Annotated in this window: 18 protein-coding genes and 1 tRNA gene; 9 read left to right on the forward strand and 10 right to left on the reverse strand. The window is 66.4% G+C overall.

The genetic code is table 11. The features are described from left to right. Window positions 1-11: 11 nt before the first annotated feature. Window positions 12-1,466, reverse strand: a complete 1,455-nt coding sequence (locus OB2597_RS16510; protein ID WP_161601044.1) for a PAS-domain containing protein — start codon at window positions 1,464-1,466, stop codon at window positions 12-14. Window positions 1,467-1,625: 159 nt separating this feature from the next. Continuing rightward, window positions 1,626-3,023, reverse strand: a complete 1,398-nt coding sequence (regB, locus tag OB2597_RS16515; RefSeq protein WP_009806753.1) for a sensor histidine kinase RegB — start codon at window positions 3,021-3,023, stop codon at window positions 1,626-1,628. An 88-nt stretch (window positions 3,024-3,111) separates the two neighbouring features. Between regB and OB2597_RS16520 the strand changes: the two genes are divergently transcribed. After that, window positions 3,112-3,738, forward strand: coding sequence for an SCO family protein (locus tag OB2597_RS16520; protein WP_009806754.1), 627 nt, complete (start codon window positions 3,112-3,114; stop codon window positions 3,736-3,738). Window positions 3,739-3,823: 85 nt separating this feature from the next. Then, window positions 3,824-4,372, forward strand: coding sequence for an ActR/PrrA/RegA family redox response regulator transcription factor (locus tag OB2597_RS16525; RefSeq protein ID WP_009806755.1), 549 nt, complete (start codon window positions 3,824-3,826; stop codon window positions 4,370-4,372). Here the strand turns inward: OB2597_RS16525 and OB2597_RS16530 are convergent. Beyond that, window positions 4,369-4,851, reverse strand: a complete 483-nt coding sequence (locus tag OB2597_RS16530) for a GNAT family N-acetyltransferase (RefSeq protein ID WP_009806756.1) — start codon at window positions 4,849-4,851, stop codon at window positions 4,369-4,371. The genes OB2597_RS16525 and OB2597_RS16530 overlap by 4 nt on opposite strands. Continuing rightward, complete coding sequence (locus OB2597_RS16535) at window positions 4,848-5,444, reverse strand: HD domain-containing protein (RefSeq protein WP_040609410.1); 597 nt, start codon at window positions 5,442-5,444, stop codon at window positions 4,848-4,850. Before OB2597_RS16535 ends, OB2597_RS16530 begins: the two co-directional genes overlap by 4 nt. 224 nt (window positions 5,445-5,668) lie before the next feature. Here OB2597_RS16535 and ahcY point away from each other — a divergent pair, with 224 nt between their 5' ends. Both ahcY and OB2597_RS16545 read left to right on the forward strand, forming a co-directional pair. Further along, window positions 5,669-7,057, forward strand: coding sequence for an adenosylhomocysteinase (gene ahcY, locus OB2597_RS16540; protein ID WP_009806758.1), 1,389 nt, complete (start codon window positions 5,669-5,671; stop codon window positions 7,055-7,057). 146 nt (window positions 7,058-7,203) lie between these two features. Then, a complete protein-coding gene (locus OB2597_RS16545) occupies window positions 7,204-7,545 on the forward strand; it encodes a DUF2853 family protein (protein ID WP_009806759.1) in 342 nt (113 codons plus the stop codon). A gap of 66 nt (window positions 7,546-7,611) precedes the next feature. On the opposite strand, the gene OB2597_RS22700 is transcribed toward OB2597_RS16545, so the two are convergent. From OB2597_RS22700 to tsaD, 5 genes are all read right to left on the reverse strand, one after another. Continuing rightward, window positions 7,612-7,818 carry a DUF1761 domain-containing protein gene (locus OB2597_RS22700; protein ID WP_009806760.1) on the reverse strand — a complete coding sequence of 69 codons (207 nt, stop codon included), beginning with the start codon at window positions 7,816-7,818 and terminating at the stop codon, window positions 7,612-7,614. A 252-nt stretch (window positions 7,819-8,070) separates the two neighbouring features. Then, entirely contained in the window at window positions 8,071-8,484 is a 414-nt protein-coding gene (locus OB2597_RS16555) for an EVE domain-containing protein (protein ID WP_009806761.1), read from the reverse strand. Beyond that, a complete protein-coding gene (locus OB2597_RS16560) occupies window positions 8,484-8,756 on the reverse strand; it encodes a YciI family protein (RefSeq protein WP_009806762.1) in 273 nt (90 codons plus the stop codon). The genes OB2597_RS16555 and OB2597_RS16560 overlap by 1 nt, the downstream gene beginning before the upstream one ends. A 1-nt stretch (window position 8,757) precedes the next feature. Next, complete coding sequence (locus OB2597_RS16565; RefSeq protein WP_009806763.1) at window positions 8,758-9,714, reverse strand: NAD(P)H-dependent glycerol-3-phosphate dehydrogenase; 957 nt, start codon at window positions 9,712-9,714, stop codon at window positions 8,758-8,760. Next, window positions 9,711-10,802, reverse strand: coding sequence for a tRNA (adenosine(37)-N6)-threonylcarbamoyltransferase complex transferase subunit TsaD (gene tsaD, locus OB2597_RS16570; protein WP_009806764.1), 1,092 nt, complete (start codon window positions 10,800-10,802; stop codon window positions 9,711-9,713). The genes OB2597_RS16565 and tsaD overlap by 4 nt, the downstream gene beginning before the upstream one ends. Window positions 10,803-10,874: 72 nt before the next feature. Between tsaD and OB2597_RS16575 the strand changes: the two genes are divergently transcribed. From OB2597_RS16575 to OB2597_RS21525, 5 genes are all read left to right on the forward strand, one after another. Next, window positions 10,875-11,576: a uroporphyrinogen-III synthase gene (locus OB2597_RS16575; protein WP_009806765.1), complete on the forward strand. Its 702-nt coding sequence runs from the start codon at window positions 10,875-10,877 to the stop codon at window positions 11,574-11,576. A gap of 60 nt (window positions 11,577-11,636) precedes the next feature. Then, window positions 11,637-12,911, forward strand: a complete 1,275-nt coding sequence (locus OB2597_RS16580; RefSeq protein WP_009806766.1) for a COG4223 family protein — start codon at window positions 11,637-11,639, stop codon at window positions 12,909-12,911. 12 nt (window positions 12,912-12,923) lie between these two features. After that, window positions 12,924-14,432 carry a heme biosynthesis protein HemY gene (locus tag OB2597_RS16585; protein WP_009806767.1) on the forward strand — a complete coding sequence of 503 codons (1,509 nt, stop codon included), beginning with the start codon at window positions 12,924-12,926 and terminating at the stop codon, window positions 14,430-14,432. Window positions 14,433-14,477: 45 nt separating this feature from the next. Then, a tRNA-Thr gene (locus tag OB2597_RS16590) sits at window positions 14,478-14,553 on the forward strand. 437 nt (window positions 14,554-14,990) lie between these two features. Next, window positions 14,991-15,530: an RNA 2'-phosphotransferase gene (locus OB2597_RS21525; RefSeq protein WP_009806768.1), complete on the forward strand. Its 540-nt coding sequence runs from the start codon at window positions 14,991-14,993 to the stop codon at window positions 15,528-15,530. Between the two features lie 41 nt (window positions 15,531-15,571). Here OB2597_RS21525 and OB2597_RS16600 read toward each other — a convergent pair whose 3' ends face one another. Further along, a complete protein-coding gene (locus OB2597_RS16600; RefSeq protein ID WP_040609412.1) occupies window positions 15,572-15,760 on the reverse strand; it encodes a hypothetical protein in 189 nt (62 codons plus the stop codon). Between the last annotated feature and the right edge of the window lie 83 nt (window positions 15,761-15,843).

A 15,843-nucleotide genomic window follows, 5' to 3' on the forward strand; every position in this document is an offset into this window, starting at 1 on the left:
AAGCCGAAGCATCAGCCGGTGTTGTGGATTTCGACCAGATGCGGCGCGTGGACGACCCGGAAGGCGGCCAGTGTCGCGCCCCCCTGGAGCGGTTTGAACCGGCAGTCGAGCCCGCGCCCGTCCTGCATCCGGACCCGCGCATCCCATTCGGTCCTCTCTTCGAAACCGACGGCAAAGTCGCGGAAGTCGCCCCAGACGGGGTCCGGATCGCAATGTTCCTGCCAGGTGCGCGAGACCTCGCTGACCCTCAGGTCCAGCGGCCTGTCCTCGCCGGGAATGTTCCAGAGCTCGCGATAGGCGGTGTTGGTATAGCTCAGCACCCCCTGGGGCGAGAACACGGCCAGCGCGTCGTCGAGCGAATCCATCGCCGCCTGCGACAGGTCTATCTGTTCGCGGAACCGGCGCGTCAGGGTCACTTCGGCGCTGATATCCTCGAACAGGAAAGCCACGGCACCGTTGGGATGCGGCCGGCCGGTCACGCGGTAGGTGCTGCCATGGGGGAGGGTCCAGGTCTCCTCGTAGCTGCCGTTCTCGGCCGCGGCGATCACGTCGATGATCTTGTCGCGCCAGGTGGTGTAGTCCCGCGGCTCGGGCATGATCATCTCGTTCCTGAGCCGGTCGAAGAACGACAGGTGATCGGGGCGGCCCGAGAGGAAATCGGGGCTGAGCGCGGTCAGGTCGATCAGGGCGGGATTGAACAGCGCGAGGCGCCGGTGCCGGTCGAAGATCGCCAACCCGATCGACAGCTGGGCGAAAGTCTTGGTCAGTGTCTGGACAAAGGCGCGCTGGGCCGTTTCCGCCCGGACCACGGCGGTGACGTCGATGCCGTGATGCAGTCGCATCCCCATCGCCTCTTCCGTACCGATGTCGAACCAGCGATCGGGCGCGTCGGGTCCGGGCTGGAACCTGATCCGATGTTGCGCCTTGTCGGGAAAGCTGACGGTGTCGTCGTCGGGGCAGATCACCGGCCTGCGGTCCGCACGGGCGCCGCCTGCGTTGGTCTCCAGCTGGTGATAAGCGGCGTTGCCCCAGGCCAGCTTGCCGTCGCCGTCGATGATCCACGTCGGGTGCGGAATCCGGGCGAGGATCCATCTGGCGGCGCGCCGGGTCTGGTCGCGGTACTTTTCGACATGCGCGCCCATCGGGTGCTCCGCCCGCGGATCCGACAGCCGGATGACGGTATCCGATCCGCTGCAGGTGACGCAGAGCCGGGCCTCGTCCCCGGCATCGCGCGGTTCGAAGCAGGAGGTGCCGTCGCCCTTCGGGGCGGGAAAATCGTCCGGCAGCGCCCGGAACCGGAAGGAGAAATAGTGCCGCAACCCCGCCGGATCGCCATCCCATGCGTCCATCTCGAGCCGGTCGCGCAGAACGGTGTCGCATTCGGCGATGCGGGACCCTTCGATACGAACGATATTGGCCCTCCCCGACCGGGACGGGTTCGTGCGTTTCGCAAGATGAAGCGCCATGAGAACTGCCGTGGCGGCCGTTCCCGCACTGGCGGCGCAAACGATCATGATGTCCCCAAGCCCGACGTGCATGTGTCCCCCAATGCTCTTGGAACACTAGGGAATCCGAAAATGGTAAAAGATAGATTAACAATTCCCGAAAAGTGACGCCGATCAGGGTCAGGTGGGGATGGCGGGATTCTCGCCCATGGGCACCGGGCTGTCTCCCCTGCGGGCATCGATCTTGCTCCGCGGCCAGACGACCTCTACCACCGCGCCGGTGCGTTCCGGTTCGTCGCCCGTCCGGGCATACCACTCCGCACCGTTGGCAAAGCTCAGTTCCGCGCCGGTCCGCTCCAGCAGTGTCTTGGCGATGAACAGGCCCAGCCCCATGCCCTCATAGCCGGGGCGGCGCGCTGCATCCGGATCCGACCGTCGCCGCCGCACGAAGGGGTCGCCGATCCGCCCGATGACCTGCGGCGCGTACCCCCTCCCGTCGTCCATGATCCGGATCGAGATGCGCTCGGCGGACCAGCGCCCCTCGATCCAGACGCGGTCGGTGGCGAAATCGACGGCGTTCTGGATCAGGTTGCGCAATCCGTGGATCAGTTCAGGGCGGCGCAGGATGCCCGGCGGCACCGGGTCCGTGCCATCCTCGCTGCGAAAGTCGAAATCGATCGCCTTGCCCCGCGCACGGTGCGGTTCCGCCGCCTCCTCGACGACCGTAGAAAGGGGGGCCTGCCGCATGTGCAGGTCGTCCTTCCCCGCGCGCCCCATCGACCGCAGGATGTCGCGGCACCGGTCGGCCTGGTCCCGGATCAGGCGCGCATCCTCGGCCAGGTCCGGCCGGTCCCGCAGATCGTCGGCCAATTCGGACGAGGTCAGCTTGATCGTCGCCAGCGGCGTCCCCAGCTCGTGCGCCGCCGCCGCGACCACCCCGCCCAGATCGGTCAGCTTCTGTTCCCGCGCCAGCGCCAGCTGGGTCGCCTGCAGCGCGTCCGACATCGAATGCAGCTCGGTCGCGATCCAGCGCGAGTAGATCCCCAGGAAGATCACCGCGATCACGATGGCCAGCCACTGGCCGAACAGGAAGACGTCTGCGATCTGCAGCACGAATCCCTGCGCGGTCCGCAGGGGCAGGTGCAGATCCGACAGGATGGTGACGATGGTGATCGCCACGGACCCGATGAACAGGGTCGACCGGCCCGAAAGCGCCATGGCCGACACCGTGACCGGCCCCACCACGAGGATCGAGAACGGGTTGTGCAGCCCCCCGGTCAGATACAGCAGCAGACCCAGCTGCAGCAGGTCGAACAGCACCATCAGCAGGTTCTGGGTCTCGGACAGGCGCTTGTTCTCGGGAAAGATGAACGTGGCGACGAGGTTGCCGATGACCGAGGTTCCCACCACCAGGAAACACAACCCGTATGCCAGGCTCAGCCCGTAGATTTCGCGCGCCACGATCAGCGCCGCCAGCTGTCCGGTGATCGCCCCCCAGCGCAGCAGGATGATGGTGCGCAGCCGGACCCAGTTGCCCCGGTCCCGGCCTTTCAGGACGTCGAATTCCGGCTCGGCCATGGTGCTGCGCGCTCTTTTGTCCCGATTGCATCCCCGGATGCCATTGTTAAATGTCCCTGCAGAAACTGCAAACCCGACCGGAGCCGACATGACCCGCATCTACGCCATCGCCGCCGCCGCCGTCATCGGGCTGCTCTCGATCGGGATCTGGGTGTTCACCACCAGCGCCTCGGGCGACAGGTTCGCCCAATGCCGGGCCAGCGCGGTCGCCGGCGGCGCGGGCCAGATCGGCGGTCCCTTCACCCTGGTGGACGAAACCGGCGCGACGGTGACCCAGGAGGACGTGATCGATCAGCCCGCCCTGATCTACTTCGGCTACACCTACTGCCCCGACATCTGTCCCTACGACGCCGCCCGGAATGCCGAGGCGGTCTCGATACTGGACGATCGCGGCTACTCGGTGAAGCCCGTCTTCATCACCATCGACCCCGAGCGGGACACGCCCGAGCAGCTGGCCGATTTCACCGACTACCTGCACCCCCGCATGGTCGGCCTGACCGGCACGCCCGAACAGATCGCCGCCGCCAGCAAGGCCTACCGGACCTACTACCGGAAGCAGCCGACCGAAGTGGGGGACGAGGACTACTACCTCGTTGATCACTCGACATTCTCCTATCTCACCCTGCCCGACGAGGGGTTCGTGGAATACTTCCGGCGCGACATCGAGGCCGAAGACATGGCCGACACGATCGCCTGCTTTCTGGATGCCAGATAGCGTTCCGTGAATATTTGACGCTGATCCGTCACCGGGATAGAACCGTACAACCGCCAGACGGCCATCCGAACAGGAGATCTTGCGCATGAGCGAGGAACTCGATCTGGGAGAGGACAGGTCCCTCCTGCTGGTCGATGACGACGAGCCCTTTCTCAAGCGCCTCGCCAAGGCGATGGAGAAGCGCGGCTTCGAAGTCGAGACGGCCGACAGCGTGGCCGCCGGCACGGCCATCGCCACGGCCCGGCCCCCCGCCTACGCGGTCTGCGACCTGCGCCTGAGCGACGGCAACGGTCTGGACGTGGTCGAGGTGCTGCGCGAGAGACGCCCCGACAGCCGCATCGTCGTCCTGACCGGCTACGGGGCCATCGCCACCGCCGTGGCCGCGGTCAAGATCGGCGCGACCGACTATCTTTCGAAACCCGCCGATGCGACGGACATCACCAACGCGCTGCTGGCCAAGGGCGAAGGATTGCCGCCGCCCCCGGAAAATCCGATGAGCGCCGACCGCGTGCGCTGGGAACATATCCAGCGGGTCTACGAACTCTGCGACCGCAACGTCTCGGAAACCGCTCGACGGCTCAACATGCACCGGCGCACCTTGCAGCGAATCCTGGCCAAAAGGTCGCCGCGCTAGAGCTCGTACCGCTTGAGGATCTTGTCCACGACCTGCCCGTTGCCCATCCGGTATCCCTCGATCCGGCCGTAGTCCTCGAATCCGCGCGACTGGTAATAGGCCAGCCCGCCCGCATTGTCGGCGCGGATGTTGGCCCGGATCCAGTCGTATCCGGCCGCTGCCGCCGCCTGCCGCGTCGCGTCGAACAGCGCCGATCCGATGCCCAGCCCTGTCTGGCCGACCCGCGCGAATGTCGCGATCTCGGCCACCCGCCCCGACTCGCCGGTCAGCGGCTCGATCCACTGAAAACCCAGAACGGTGCCGCTGTCATTCTCGGCCAGATGCCAGACGGACAGCTCCGACCGCCCCATCCTGTCGCGCAGGTCCTTTCCCGTCACCGGCTCGGTCATCGCGGTCGTGCCGCCCGCCGCGATCACCTCGTTCAGCAGGTCGGCCATCGCCCCGGCGTCCAGCGGGCCGGCGCGCCTCACATGGATCATGCGATGGCCCTCAGCAATTCGTCGTGCCGCCGGGTGAAATCGCGGCGCACCTCGACCGGCGGGCGCAGGTCGATCTTCAACCCCTCGACCAGCGCCGCGTCGGGGCGCCCGAAGAACTTGTCCGCCTCGCCGATCGAGAACCCTGCGATCTGCGTCGCCTCCATCCAGGCCGATACCCGGTCGGCCTTCTTGATCTTTCGCTTGAGCCTGGGCTGCGTCACCGCCGGCAGTCCGAAGCGGATATGCACCGCCGCCGTCAGCCGGTCGTCCAACGCGCCGTAGCCCGGTCCGACCGCCGCCTTCACGGGCGAGATCATGTCCCCGATCACGTATTCCGGCGCATCGTGCAGCAGGGCGGTCAGCTTGTCCGCCGCGCTCGCCGCCGGCTCCATCCGCGAGAACAGCGCCTCGACCAGCAGGGAATGTTCCGCCACCGAATAGGCATAGTCCCCCACCGTCTGGCCGTTCCAGCGGGCGACGAAGGCCAGCCCGTGGGCGATGTCCTCGATCTCGATATCCACCGGCGTCGGGTCCAGCAGGTCGAGCCGCCGTCCCGACAGCATCCGTTGCCATGCGCGTGCTTGTTTCGGCATCGAACCCCTCCGTTTGCCGCAGGAATAAAGAGGATCCGGCGGGAAGTCACCGGGTCCGGTCATTCCTTCGCTCGAGGCCGGGGTCAATGCCCGAATGCACCGCACGATGGTGTCGTGAATTGTTAATCCACGTTACCTAGAAGTTTCGGAAAGGCCCTCAGCTTGCCCTGACGCCGGGCGGGTGGTAGGGGCCGGACAACACGGATTTGCAGCGGAGCGCCGGCATGGCAAAGGATTACATCGTCAAGGACATTTCTCTGGCCGGCTACGGCCGCAAGGAACTCGACATCGCCGAGACCGAGATGCCGGGCCTCATGGCCTGCCGCGAGGAATTCGGTGACAGCAAGCCGCTCAAGGGCGCGCGGATCGTCGGCTCGCTCCACATGACGATCCAGACCGCCGTCCTGATCGAGACCCTCGTCGCGCTGGGTGCCGACGTCCGCTGGGCGTCCTGCAACATCTTCTCGACCCAGGACCACGCCGCCGCCGCGATTGCCGAGGCCGGTGTGCCTGTCTTCGCGATCAAGGGCCAGACGCTGGAAGAACACTGGGACTACCTCGACAAGTCCTTCATGTTCGAGGACGGCCCGAACATGATCCTGGACGATGGCGGTGACGCGACGCTCTATGTTCTGCTCGGCGCACGGGCCGAAGCGGGCGAGGATGTCATCCCCGTCCCCTCCTCGGAAGAGGAAGAGGTGATCAAGAACCAGATCGCCAAGCGGATGAAGGAATCCCCGGGCTGGTTCACCAAGGTGCGGGACCAGATCAGGGGCGTTTCCGAGGAAACCACCACCGGCGTCAACCGCCTCTATCAGCTGGTTCGCGACGGACGGCTGCCCTTCCCGGCGATCAACGTGAACGACAGCGTCACCAAGTCGAAGTTCGACAACAAGTACGGCTGCAAGGAATCCCTCGTCGACGGCATCCGCCGCGCCACCGACACGATGATGGCCGGCAAGGTGGCCGTGGTCTGCGGCTACGGCGATGTGGGCAAGGGCTCGGCCGCCTCGCTCGCCGGGGCCGGCGCTCGGGTGATCGTGACCGAGGTCGACCCGATCTGCGCCCTGCAGGCCGCGATGGACGGCTTTCAGGTCACGACGCTGGAGGAGGTGGTCGGCATGGCCGACATCTTCGTCACCACCACAGGCAACAAGGACGTCATCCGCATCGAGCATATGCGCGAGATGAAGGACATGGCGATCGTCGGCAACATCGGCCACTTCGACAACGAGATCCAGGTGGCCAACCTGAAGAACCACAAGTGGACCAACATCAAGGAACAGGTGGACATGATCGAGATGCCTTCGGGCAACCGCATCATCCTGCTGTCCGAAGGTCGTCTGCTGAACCTCGGCAACGCCACCGGGCACCCCTCGTTCGTGATGTCCGCCTCGTTCACCAATCAGGTGCTGGCCCAGATCGAACTCTGGACCAGGGGCGACGACTACGAGAACAAGGTCTACATCCTGCCCAAGCACCTCGATGAAAAGGTCGCGCGCCTGCATCTGGACCGGATCGGCGTGAAACTGTCGACCCTCGCGCCCGAGCAGGCCGACTATATCGGCGTCAAGCCCGAGGGCCCGTTCAAGCCGGAACACTACCGGTACTGACGCCCCTGCAGGCGGCATGAAGAACCCCCGACCGGCGTCGGGGGTTTTTTTACTTTACCCGTAAACTTGGCGCGCATTAGGCTCATGCGCACGAGGCCAGGGCGAAAGCAATCGGCTGACTGGCGAAGGTCTAGAGAGGGACACACATGGGCAAACGTGACGAGTTGATCGCGAAATATGCGGAAGACCTGAAGGACAAGTGCGGGATGACCCCGGACATGGACCTGCTGACCAAGGTGACCATCGGCTGCGGGCCGTCGATCTACGACGACGACGCCTCGACCGTCGCGGCCAGCCAGCCAGGCGAGCTGGAGACCGTCAAGGAAAACTTCCTGATGAAAAAGCTCGGGCTGGCGGACAGTCCCGATCTGATGGCGGGGATCAACAGCGTGATCGAGACCTATGGCATGTCGAACCGCAACAAGTATCGGGCCGTGATCTACTACATGCTCGTCAAGCACTTCGGCAAGGAATCGGTCTATTCCTGAACGGCGGGTGTCGCCTGCAACGGGACAGGGGGTCCGGTCGAAAGGCCGGGCCCTTTTACGTTCGGATCAGAACAGCCCGAGCACGAGGCCGATGATGCCCGGACCCAGGACCGCATAGCCCCCGTCCAGCAGGGTCAGAGCGGGCTTCCGGTTGGCATAGGCATAGTTCATCGCGATCCAGGGCGTGATGAAGAAGGCGCCCACGCCGAGACCCGAAACCAGCCCCTCCAGCGCACCGTCGATTCCGGCCATGACGAAGATGTGCCGCATCATGCCGGGCCACCAGGATCATCGCGATGCCCGAGATGACGAAGGGCAGGACCGATCCGCCGCCGATCGGCTTGCCGGTCTCGTCGACATCGAAACCCACGGCCGCGATCCAGGGCCGGGACAGGGTCATGTACCAGACCGCGCCCATGGCGAATCCGGCCAGGGCCGCCACCAGTACCGCAACTATGCCCATCGGGTCCTCCGTCCTGCGCGCCCAAAGCAGTCTAGGACACGGAACCCGGTCTTGCCCAGAGGTTACAGACCGGCCATCCTGCAGATGACCCGCCACTCGGCCTCTTCGACCGGCTGGACCGACAGGCGCGAATTCTTCACCAGCACCATCCCGGCCAGCTCCGGCGTCGCCTTGATCTGGTCGAGCGTGACGGGCGTCGGAACGGGCTCGACCGCGCGGATATCCACGCACTCCCATCTCTCGTCATCGGTGGTGCTGTCGGGATGCGCTTCGGCGCAGACCTCGACGATGCCGACGATCTCGCGCGTCTTCTGCGAGTGGTAGAAGAACCCGCGGTCGCCCAGCTTCATCTCGCGCATGAAGTTCCGCGCCTGGTAGTTGCGGACGCCGTCCCATTCCTCGCCCGCCGCGCCCTTAGCGACCTGATCCCCCCAGGACCAGGTGTCCGGTTCGGATTTGAACAGCCAGTAGCGCATCAGCCGATCACCCGTTTCCAGGGTTTCAGGGTGACACTCTCGAAGAGACCGGCGCGGGCATAGGGATCGCCCTCGGCCCAGGCGCTCGCGGCGGCCGCGTCCTCGACATCGAGAATGACGAGGGACCCGCACATCTCGCCCGCATCGTCCAGGATCGGGCCGGCCTGCGCGACCACCCCGGTCTCCTCGACATAGGCGAGATGCGCCGCGCGGTTTTGATTCCGCACGTCCAGCGCGCCGGGTTTGTCATGCGCCATCAGGGCAAACAGCATCCTATTCCTCCTTCAGCGGCCGCGACAGGAGGTCGGTCATCGCCTCCTTCACCGTCCGCGACCCGTCGATCAGCCCAACGACAGCATCCGTGATGGGCATGTCAAGCCGCATGGCCCGCGCCCGGGCCTGCAACGCGCGGGCCGTCGCCGCGCCTTCGACCGTGACCGAGGGATCGAAGGGTGCGCCTTCGCCGATCGACAGGCCGTAGCGATAGTTGCGCGACAGCCGCGAGGTGCAGGTCAGGGTCAGATCGCCGAACCCCGACAGCCCGGCCAGAGTTTCCGCCCGCGCCCCGATGGCCAGGGCCATGCGCAGCATCTCGGCATAGCCCCGGGTCATCAGCGCGGCGCGGGCGCTTTCGCCCAGCCCGGCCCCGATGGCGGCGCCACAGGCGATGGCCATGACGTTCTTGACCGCGCCGCCGATCTCGGCCCCCGGCACATCCACCGTGCGATAGAGCCTGATATTGGCGGTGGTCAGGGTTGTCTGCAGGTCGCGCCCCGTATCGTCATCGTCGCAGGCGAGCGTCAGCGCCGTGGGCAGGCCCTTGGCGATATCCTGCGCGAAGGACGGGCCGGTCAGGATCGCGGCGCGGGCGCCGGGGCGCACATCGCCGATCACCTGGACCGGGCTGAGCCGCGAGGTCAGTTCGATCCCCTTGCAGCAGGCGACCAGCGGGCGGGCGCCGAAATCGGGCAGATCCTGCAACGCCGCGCGAAGCTTCTGCATAGGAACCGCCAGCAGGACCGGCCCCTCGGGCAGGGACTCTACGTCCCCGGTGACCTTCAGCGCGTCGGGAAAGCCGAGGTCCGGCAGTCTCGCCGCGTTTTCGCGGGTTGCCGACATGGCGGCGACCTGCGCCGCGTCGCGGGCCCAGAGCGTGACCTCGGACCCGTCCCGCGCCAGCGAGATGGCCAGCGCCGTACCGAATGCCCCTGCGCCGATAACGGATGTCATGCTTTCGGTCCCTTCTTTCCGCTGCCCAGCATCCCCGCCCGCCCGGCATCCAGCGGCCAGCGCGGACGTGCCGCCAGGTCCATCGCATCCTGTCGCCCGGCCGCGAACCGTTCGAGACCGGCATAGGCGATCATCGCGCCGTTGTCGGTGCAAAGCGACAGGGGCGGCGCCGTGAACCGCACGCCAAGGGTGTCGCAAACAGTCTCGAGACCGGCACGAACGGCCCTGTTCGCCGCGACGCCGCCCGCCACCGACAACACCGGGTCACCCGGCGCGTCGTCAAGGTAGAGCGCCAGCGCCCGGCGGGTCTTTTCCGCCAGCACGTCGACCGCCGCCGCCTGGAACCCGGCACAGAGATCCGCGCGGTCCCGGGCCGTCAGGCGGTTGCCCTCCATCACCGTGTCCCGCATTCGCAGCACCGCGGTCTTCAGCCCCGAGAAGGACATGTCGCAGCCCTCGCGGTCCAGCAGGGGCCGCGGGAACCGGAACCGCGCGGGATCGCCGCGCGCGGCCTCGGCCTCGACCGATGGTCCGCCGGGCTGGGGCAGGGCCAGCAGCCGCGCCGTCTTGTCGAATGCCTCGCCGGGGGCATCGTCTATCGTGCCGCCCAGCCGGTCGAACCGGTCGCAGCCGCGTACCAGGATGAACTGGCAGTGTCCGCCCGAGACCAGCAGCGTGAGATAGGGATAGCCGATCCCGTCGGTCAGCCGCGAGGTCAGGGCATGGCCCGCAAGGTGGTTCACCCCCACGAGCGGAAGCCCGGCGCCCGCCGCGATGCCCTTGGCGCACATCACGCCCGACATCACGCCGCCGATCAGCCCGGGGCCGGCGGTCACCGCGATGGCGTCGATCTCGGTGAGCCGGACGCCGGCCTTGGCCAGGGCGTGTTCGGCCACCACGTCGATCCGCTCGGCATGGGCGCGCGCGGCGATTTCCGGCACCACGCCGCCGAACGCCTCGTGCAGGGAATTCTGTCCCTCGACCACCGACGACAGGATGGTCGCCGCGCCCGGCACCCCGCGCACCACTGCCGCCCCGGTATCGTCGCAGGAGCTTTCCAGCCCGAGGATCGTGAAGCTGCGCGTCATCTGCCCGCCGATTGCATGAAGGATCGTCCGGAGGTAACACCGCGGGACCCCCGAAACAATGGCGAGGCCCGGATGCGCCCGACCATCCTGATGACCCGCCCGGACCCCGACGGGGCGGAAACGGCCCGGGACCTGGCACGGCTGACCGGGCTGACGGTCGCGCGAAGCCCGCTTCTCGCCATCCGCCCGGCGGCGCGTCTGCCCGACACCGGCGGCGCCGGTCGGCTGATCTTTACCTCACGCAATGCCGTGCGAGCCTATCGCGACCTCGGAGGAGAGCCGAAACCCGCGATCTGCGTGGGCGAGGCGACCGCCGCCGAAGCCCGCCGCATCGGCTGCCGCGCGCACGCCATGGGCGGCGATGCCGAGGCGATGGTCGGCGCGATCCTTGCCGACCCGCCCGCGGACCCCATGATCCACCTGCGCGGCGCCCATGCCCGCGGCGACGTCGCGTCGCGCCTCGCCGCCGCCGGTCTCTCGGTGACCGAGGCCGTGATCTACTCTCAGGACCTTCTCGATCTCACCTCCCGGGCGCGGGCGCTGCTGGACGGATCCGCACCGGTGATCGTGCCTCTCTATTCCCCGCGGACGGCCGCGCGCTTCGCCGCACTGGCAAACCCCCGTGCACCGCTCTATCTCGTATCTCTCAGCGCCGCGGTGAATGAGGCGGCGCAGCGTTTGGATACGGCTGTCCGAAGCGTCGCGGACAGGCCCGATGCGGAGGCCTTGACCCGGGCGACAATTGCGGCAGTGCAGCGGGTTGAGGCGATGTGACGTGCGGATTAAGGTGCCCGTGCTGCATTTGCAAAGCAGGGATTCGAAAGGACTATTTGCGTGGCTGACAAATCAGACCCCCGGAAAGCCCCGGATGAAGATCCGAAGCCGGAGACCGAGGAAACCCTGCCTTCCCCGGACCAGCCGGACGATGCCACGGAGGATTCGGTCCCCGATAGTAAACCTGACGATCGCGCCGAGAGCGGCGAGCTGACGGAGTCCGACCTGGCGGACCCGCAGGATACGCTTGCGGCCGTAGCGGCCGAGGCCGATCCTGTTTCCGAACCCGAACCCGAACCCGAACCCGAACCCGAACCCGAACCCGAACCCGAACCCGAACCCGCAGCGGCAGCCACCGCAGAGCCGACCATCAGAGAGGTCGTGGTCGAGCAGCGCGGAGGCTTCTTGCCGCTGCTCCTGGGCGGTATCCTGGCCGCGGCGATCGGATATATCGCCGCGCTCGCGATGGGGGGCGGTCTGCCGATCGCGGGCTTCGATCGGAGCGGCGAACTGCACGAGCGTCTCGACGCGCAGGAACAGGCGCTCTCCGATCTCGAGGCGGCGATGCCCGCCCCGGCCGATCTGGGGCCGGTCGAGTCCGCGCTGGACGACAGCAACGCGACCGTTTCCGGCCTGTCCGAACGGCTCGACAACCTCGCGTCGCAGGTATCCGGGATCGAGGCCCGCATTGCCGAGCTGGAAAAACGGCCCATCAGCGAAGGCGTCTCCGAGACGGCGATCCAGGCCTACGAGGACGAACTTGCCCGGCTTCAGGACTCCATGCGCCAGCAGCGCGAAGAGGTCGAGGCGCTGGTGGCCGAGGCCCAGCAGATGGAGGTCGAGGCCGCCGCCCGCAGCGCGGAAAGCCGCGCCCGCGCCGCCCTGACGCGCATACTCTCGGCCATCGACAGCGGCGAAGCCTATGCCGATCCCCTTGAGGAGCTGCGCGCCACCGGCATGGAGATCCCGGAGGGACTCGAGGCTGGCGCCGACGGCGTTCCCACCCTTGCAGAGCTGCGCGAGGCCTTCCCGCCGGCCGCACGCGATGCGCTCGCCACGACGCGGGGCGACGGCAATGCCTCGGTCGGCGACTTCTTCAGGACGCAACTCGGCATCCGGTCGCTCGAGCCGCAGGAGGGGGACACCCCCGACGCCATCCTCTCGCGGGCCGAAGCGGCGGCGACCGGGGGCGATCTTACGGCCGCACTGGACGAGATCGCCGCGCTACCCGAAGAGGCGCAGGCCGCACTTTCCGACTGGACCGAGATGGCGCGCGCCCGGCTGGCCGCGCTCGGGGCCGCGAATGGTCTGATGACCGAACTGAATTCGAACTGAGGAAGGCCGCCGATGCTCTGGTCCCTAGTCAAGATTATCGTATTCGTCGCACTGGTGGCCGCCGCGACGCTCGGCGCCAGCTATCTGCTCGATATGCAGGGCGGTGTCCTGATCGCCATGGGCGGGATCGAGATCAACCTGACCCCGATCAAGGCCGTGATCGCCGCCGTCCTGCTGGTCCTGGCCGTCTGGCTGTTCCTCAAGCTCTTCGGATTGCTGATCGCGCTGCTGCGCTTCATCAACGGCGACGAAACCGCCCTGTCGCGCTATTTCGACCGCAACCGCGAGCGCAAGGGCTACGAGGCCCTCAGCGACGGGCTGATGGCCCTGGCGTCGGGCGAAGGCCGCCGCGCCATGTCCAAGGCCTCGCGGGCCGAGCGGTTCCTCGACCGGCCCGACCTGACCACGCTGCTGACCGCCCAGGCGGCCGAGATGGTGGGCGACAAGGACAAGGCCGAGGCCGCCTACAAGAAGCTTCTCTCCGACGACCGCACCCGCTTTGTCGGCGTGCGGGGCATCATGAAGCAGAAACTGGCCGCGGGCGACACCGACACGGCCTTGGCGCTGGCCGAAAAGGCCTTTGCCATCAAGCCCGGCCACGAAGAGGTGCAGGATACGCTGCTGCGGCTGCAGGCCCAGAGGTCCGACTGGAAGGGGGCCCGCGCCACGCTCAAGGCCAAGCTGCGCCACGGCAACCTGCCGCGCGACGTGCACCGCCGCCGCGATGCCGTCCTGGCCCTGTCCGAGGCCAAGGGCGTCTTTTCCGAAGATGGCACGATCGAATCCCGCGAGGCGGCGATCGAGGCGAACAAACTCTCGCCCGACCTGATCCCGGCCGCGGTTATGGCTGCCAGGAGCTATATCGACCAGGGTCAGAAGCGCTATGCCGCCCGGGTGCTGAAAAAGGCATGGGAGGCCGCGCCGCATCCGGATCTCGCCGCCGCCTTCGCCGAGATCGAGCCGGACGAAACCCCGCAAGAGCGGCTGAAGCGCTTTCAGCAGCTGGTCAAGTCCGCCCCCAACCATCGGGAATCGCGCCTTCTGATGGCCGAGCTGAACATCGCGGCCGAGGATTTCCCCGAGGCGCGCCGCGCGCTCGGCGATCTGGCCTCGGAGAACCCCGACGCCCGGACGCTGACGATCATGGCGGCCATCGAACGCGGCGAGGGCGCGCCGGACGCCATCGTCAAGGGCTGGCTGGCCCGCGCCGTCTCGGCCCCGCGCGGCCCGCAATGGACCTGCGAGAACTGTCACCACATCCACGCCCACTGGCAGCCGATCTGCGACAACTGCGGCGCCTTCGACACCCTGGCCTGGAAGACGCCCCCCATGGGCGAGGCGCAGGCTCCGGTCGGCACCGCCATGCTGCCCCTGATCGTCGGCCAGATCGAGGACTGGGGCGCCGACGCGCCGGACCGTCCGGACCGCGAGGATGAGGACATGCCGTCCTCCGAACCGGAGGACGCGGAAATCCTGCCCTCGGATCCACCGTCACAAGAGCCGGAAAAGCCGAAAGAATAGGTCTTTCCCTGTGCGGATCGGGGTGCTATAGCCCCGCTCCACGGGGCCGCTGTAGCTCAGCTGGTAGAGCACGTCATTCGTAATGATGGGGTCGGGGGTTCGAGTCCCTTCAGCGGCACCACTTTTCCCTCGTAAAGAAGCCGAGACACCCGGAAAAATCCGCAATACAAGGCGTTCGCGTTATGCCGGGCGTCCGATGCCGAGATCCGGAACCCGGAGGGCCTCCAAAAAGCTCTTCGAGAGGCCGACGAGGCAACCCTCGGATGAGGTGAGATAGGTCACCTGACCACGCAGCGACGCCGCGAAAAACTACGCGCGCGCCTACAACCAATGTAGGGGCGAGGATAATTTTTCGTCAGACATTCATAAAAAGTAGTCAGTTAGCCGGAGACGCGCGATCACATTTTTTCGCGTCGCGCGCGCATATTTTTTCGCCGTGCGCCCGTGGCCGAAATCGGCAGAAAACATAGAGATTCGCCTGCTTTTTCATTAAGATAAGGAGATGACGCCGCCGCGCCCGCGGACCCGTCGCAGGCCAGGCCATTTGGGAAGATTGATGTGTCTCGGGAGAGCCGATTTCTAAGCCTGATACTCCGACACAAGCCGGAAGAGGTTGGCTTGAAATTGGGTCCGGGAGGGTGGGTCCGGATCGATGAGCTTCTCGTCGCCATGAAGCGCGCGGGGCGGAGACTCACTCGAGATCATCTGATCGAGATCGTCGAGCAAAACGACAAGAAGCGCTTCACGATTTCCTCGGATGGCGAACGAATCAGAGCTGCGCAAGGCCATTCGCTTGACGTCGACCTTGGTTTGCCAGCCCAAGACCCACCCGATGAACTGTTCCACGGGACCGCTCGCGCCCATCTTGACGAGATCTTCTCCGCGGGCATCATACCGGGACGCAGACGGCTGGTTCACCTGAGTGTTGACATAGCCACCGCACTGACCGTTGGCGGGCGCCATGGGAAGCCGGTTGTTCTAACCGTTGCCGCGAAGGCTATGCACCAAGATGGCCACAAGTTTTACCGGGCGGACAACGGGGTCTGGCTCACTGACCATGTGCCCACAAGTTACTTGTCCTTTGCGACTATCCGATAAGGGGTAGTGAATGTTCTCGTCGCACAAGCGATACGCGCCGGTCACTCGGGTTGTCGGTCCAACACCTTCTCAAGAAGTTCCATCGGGGCGTTCTCGATTAGTTTCTGAACACGTTCCGGATCGTGTGGACGGTCCCGACCACTCCTCCTGACAACGCGCAAGACGTAGAGGTTGCCGGCTATTGCAACGACAACGGCGGTGCTGGAAAGTAGGATCTCGAGGCTGTTCATCTCTTTTGGAACCTCCTGTTGCTCCATACGGCCAAGCGGCCACGGCGCGGATTTGCTGCGGGCAAGCAGGTCGTCCACTGATC

Source organism: Pseudooceanicola batsensis HTCC2597, from assembly GCF_000152725.1.
GTDB classification, from domain to species: Bacteria; Pseudomonadota; Alphaproteobacteria; order Rhodobacterales; family Rhodobacteraceae; genus Pseudooceanicola; species Pseudooceanicola batsensis.

Bases quoted from the DNA above. Each gene is read 5' to 3' on its own strand.
- tsaD (WP_009806764.1), bottom strand. From the start codon at position 10,802: ATGACGCGCAGCTTCACGATCCTCGGGCTGGAAAGCTCCTGCGACGAT.
- regB (WP_009806753.1), bottom strand. From the start codon at position 3,023: ATGGCCGAGCCGGAATTCGACGTCCTGAAAGGCCGGGACCGGGGCAAC.
- OB2597_RS16545 (WP_009806759.1), top strand. From the start codon at position 7,204: ATGGGCAAACGTGACGAGTTGATCGCGAAATATGCGGAAGACCTGAAG.
- OB2597_RS16600 (WP_040609412.1), bottom strand. From the start codon at position 15,760: ATGAACAGCCTCGAGATCCTACTTTCCAGCACCGCCGTTGTCGTTGCA.
- OB2597_RS16525 (WP_009806755.1), top strand. From the start codon at position 3,824: ATGAGCGAGGAACTCGATCTGGGAGAGGACAGGTCCCTCCTGCTGGTC.
- OB2597_RS16510 (WP_161601044.1), bottom strand. From the start codon at position 1,466: ATGGCGCTTCATCTTGCGAAACGCACGAACCCGTCCCGGTCGGGGAGG.
- OB2597_RS16530 (WP_009806756.1), bottom strand. From the start codon at position 4,851: ATGATCCATGTGAGGCGCGCCGGCCCGCTGGACGCCGGGGCGATGGCC.
- OB2597_RS22700 (WP_009806760.1), bottom strand. From the start codon at position 7,818: ATGATGCGGCACATCTTCGTCATGGCCGGAATCGACGGTGCGCTGGAG.
- OB2597_RS16520 (WP_009806754.1), top strand. From the start codon at position 3,112: ATGACCCGCATCTACGCCATCGCCGCCGCCGCCGTCATCGGGCTGCTC.
- ahcY (WP_009806758.1), top strand. From the start codon at position 5,669: ATGGCAAAGGATTACATCGTCAAGGACATTTCTCTGGCCGGCTACGGC.
- OB2597_RS16535 (WP_040609410.1), bottom strand. From the start codon at position 5,444: ATGCCGAAACAAGCACGCGCATGGCAACGGATGCTGTCGGGACGGCGG.
- OB2597_RS16565 (WP_009806763.1), bottom strand. From the start codon at position 9,714: ATGACATCCGTTATCGGCGCAGGGGCATTCGGTACGGCGCTGGCCATC.
- OB2597_RS16585 (WP_009806767.1), top strand. From the start codon at position 12,924: ATGCTCTGGTCCCTAGTCAAGATTATCGTATTCGTCGCACTGGTGGCC.
- OB2597_RS16560 (WP_009806762.1), bottom strand. From the start codon at position 8,756: ATGCTGTTTGCCCTGATGGCGCATGACAAACCCGGCGCGCTGGACGTG.
- OB2597_RS16555 (WP_009806761.1), bottom strand. From the start codon at position 8,484: ATGCGCTACTGGCTGTTCAAATCCGAACCGGACACCTGGTCCTGGGGG.
- OB2597_RS16575 (WP_009806765.1), top strand. From the start codon at position 10,875: ATGCGCCCGACCATCCTGATGACCCGCCCGGACCCCGACGGGGCGGAA.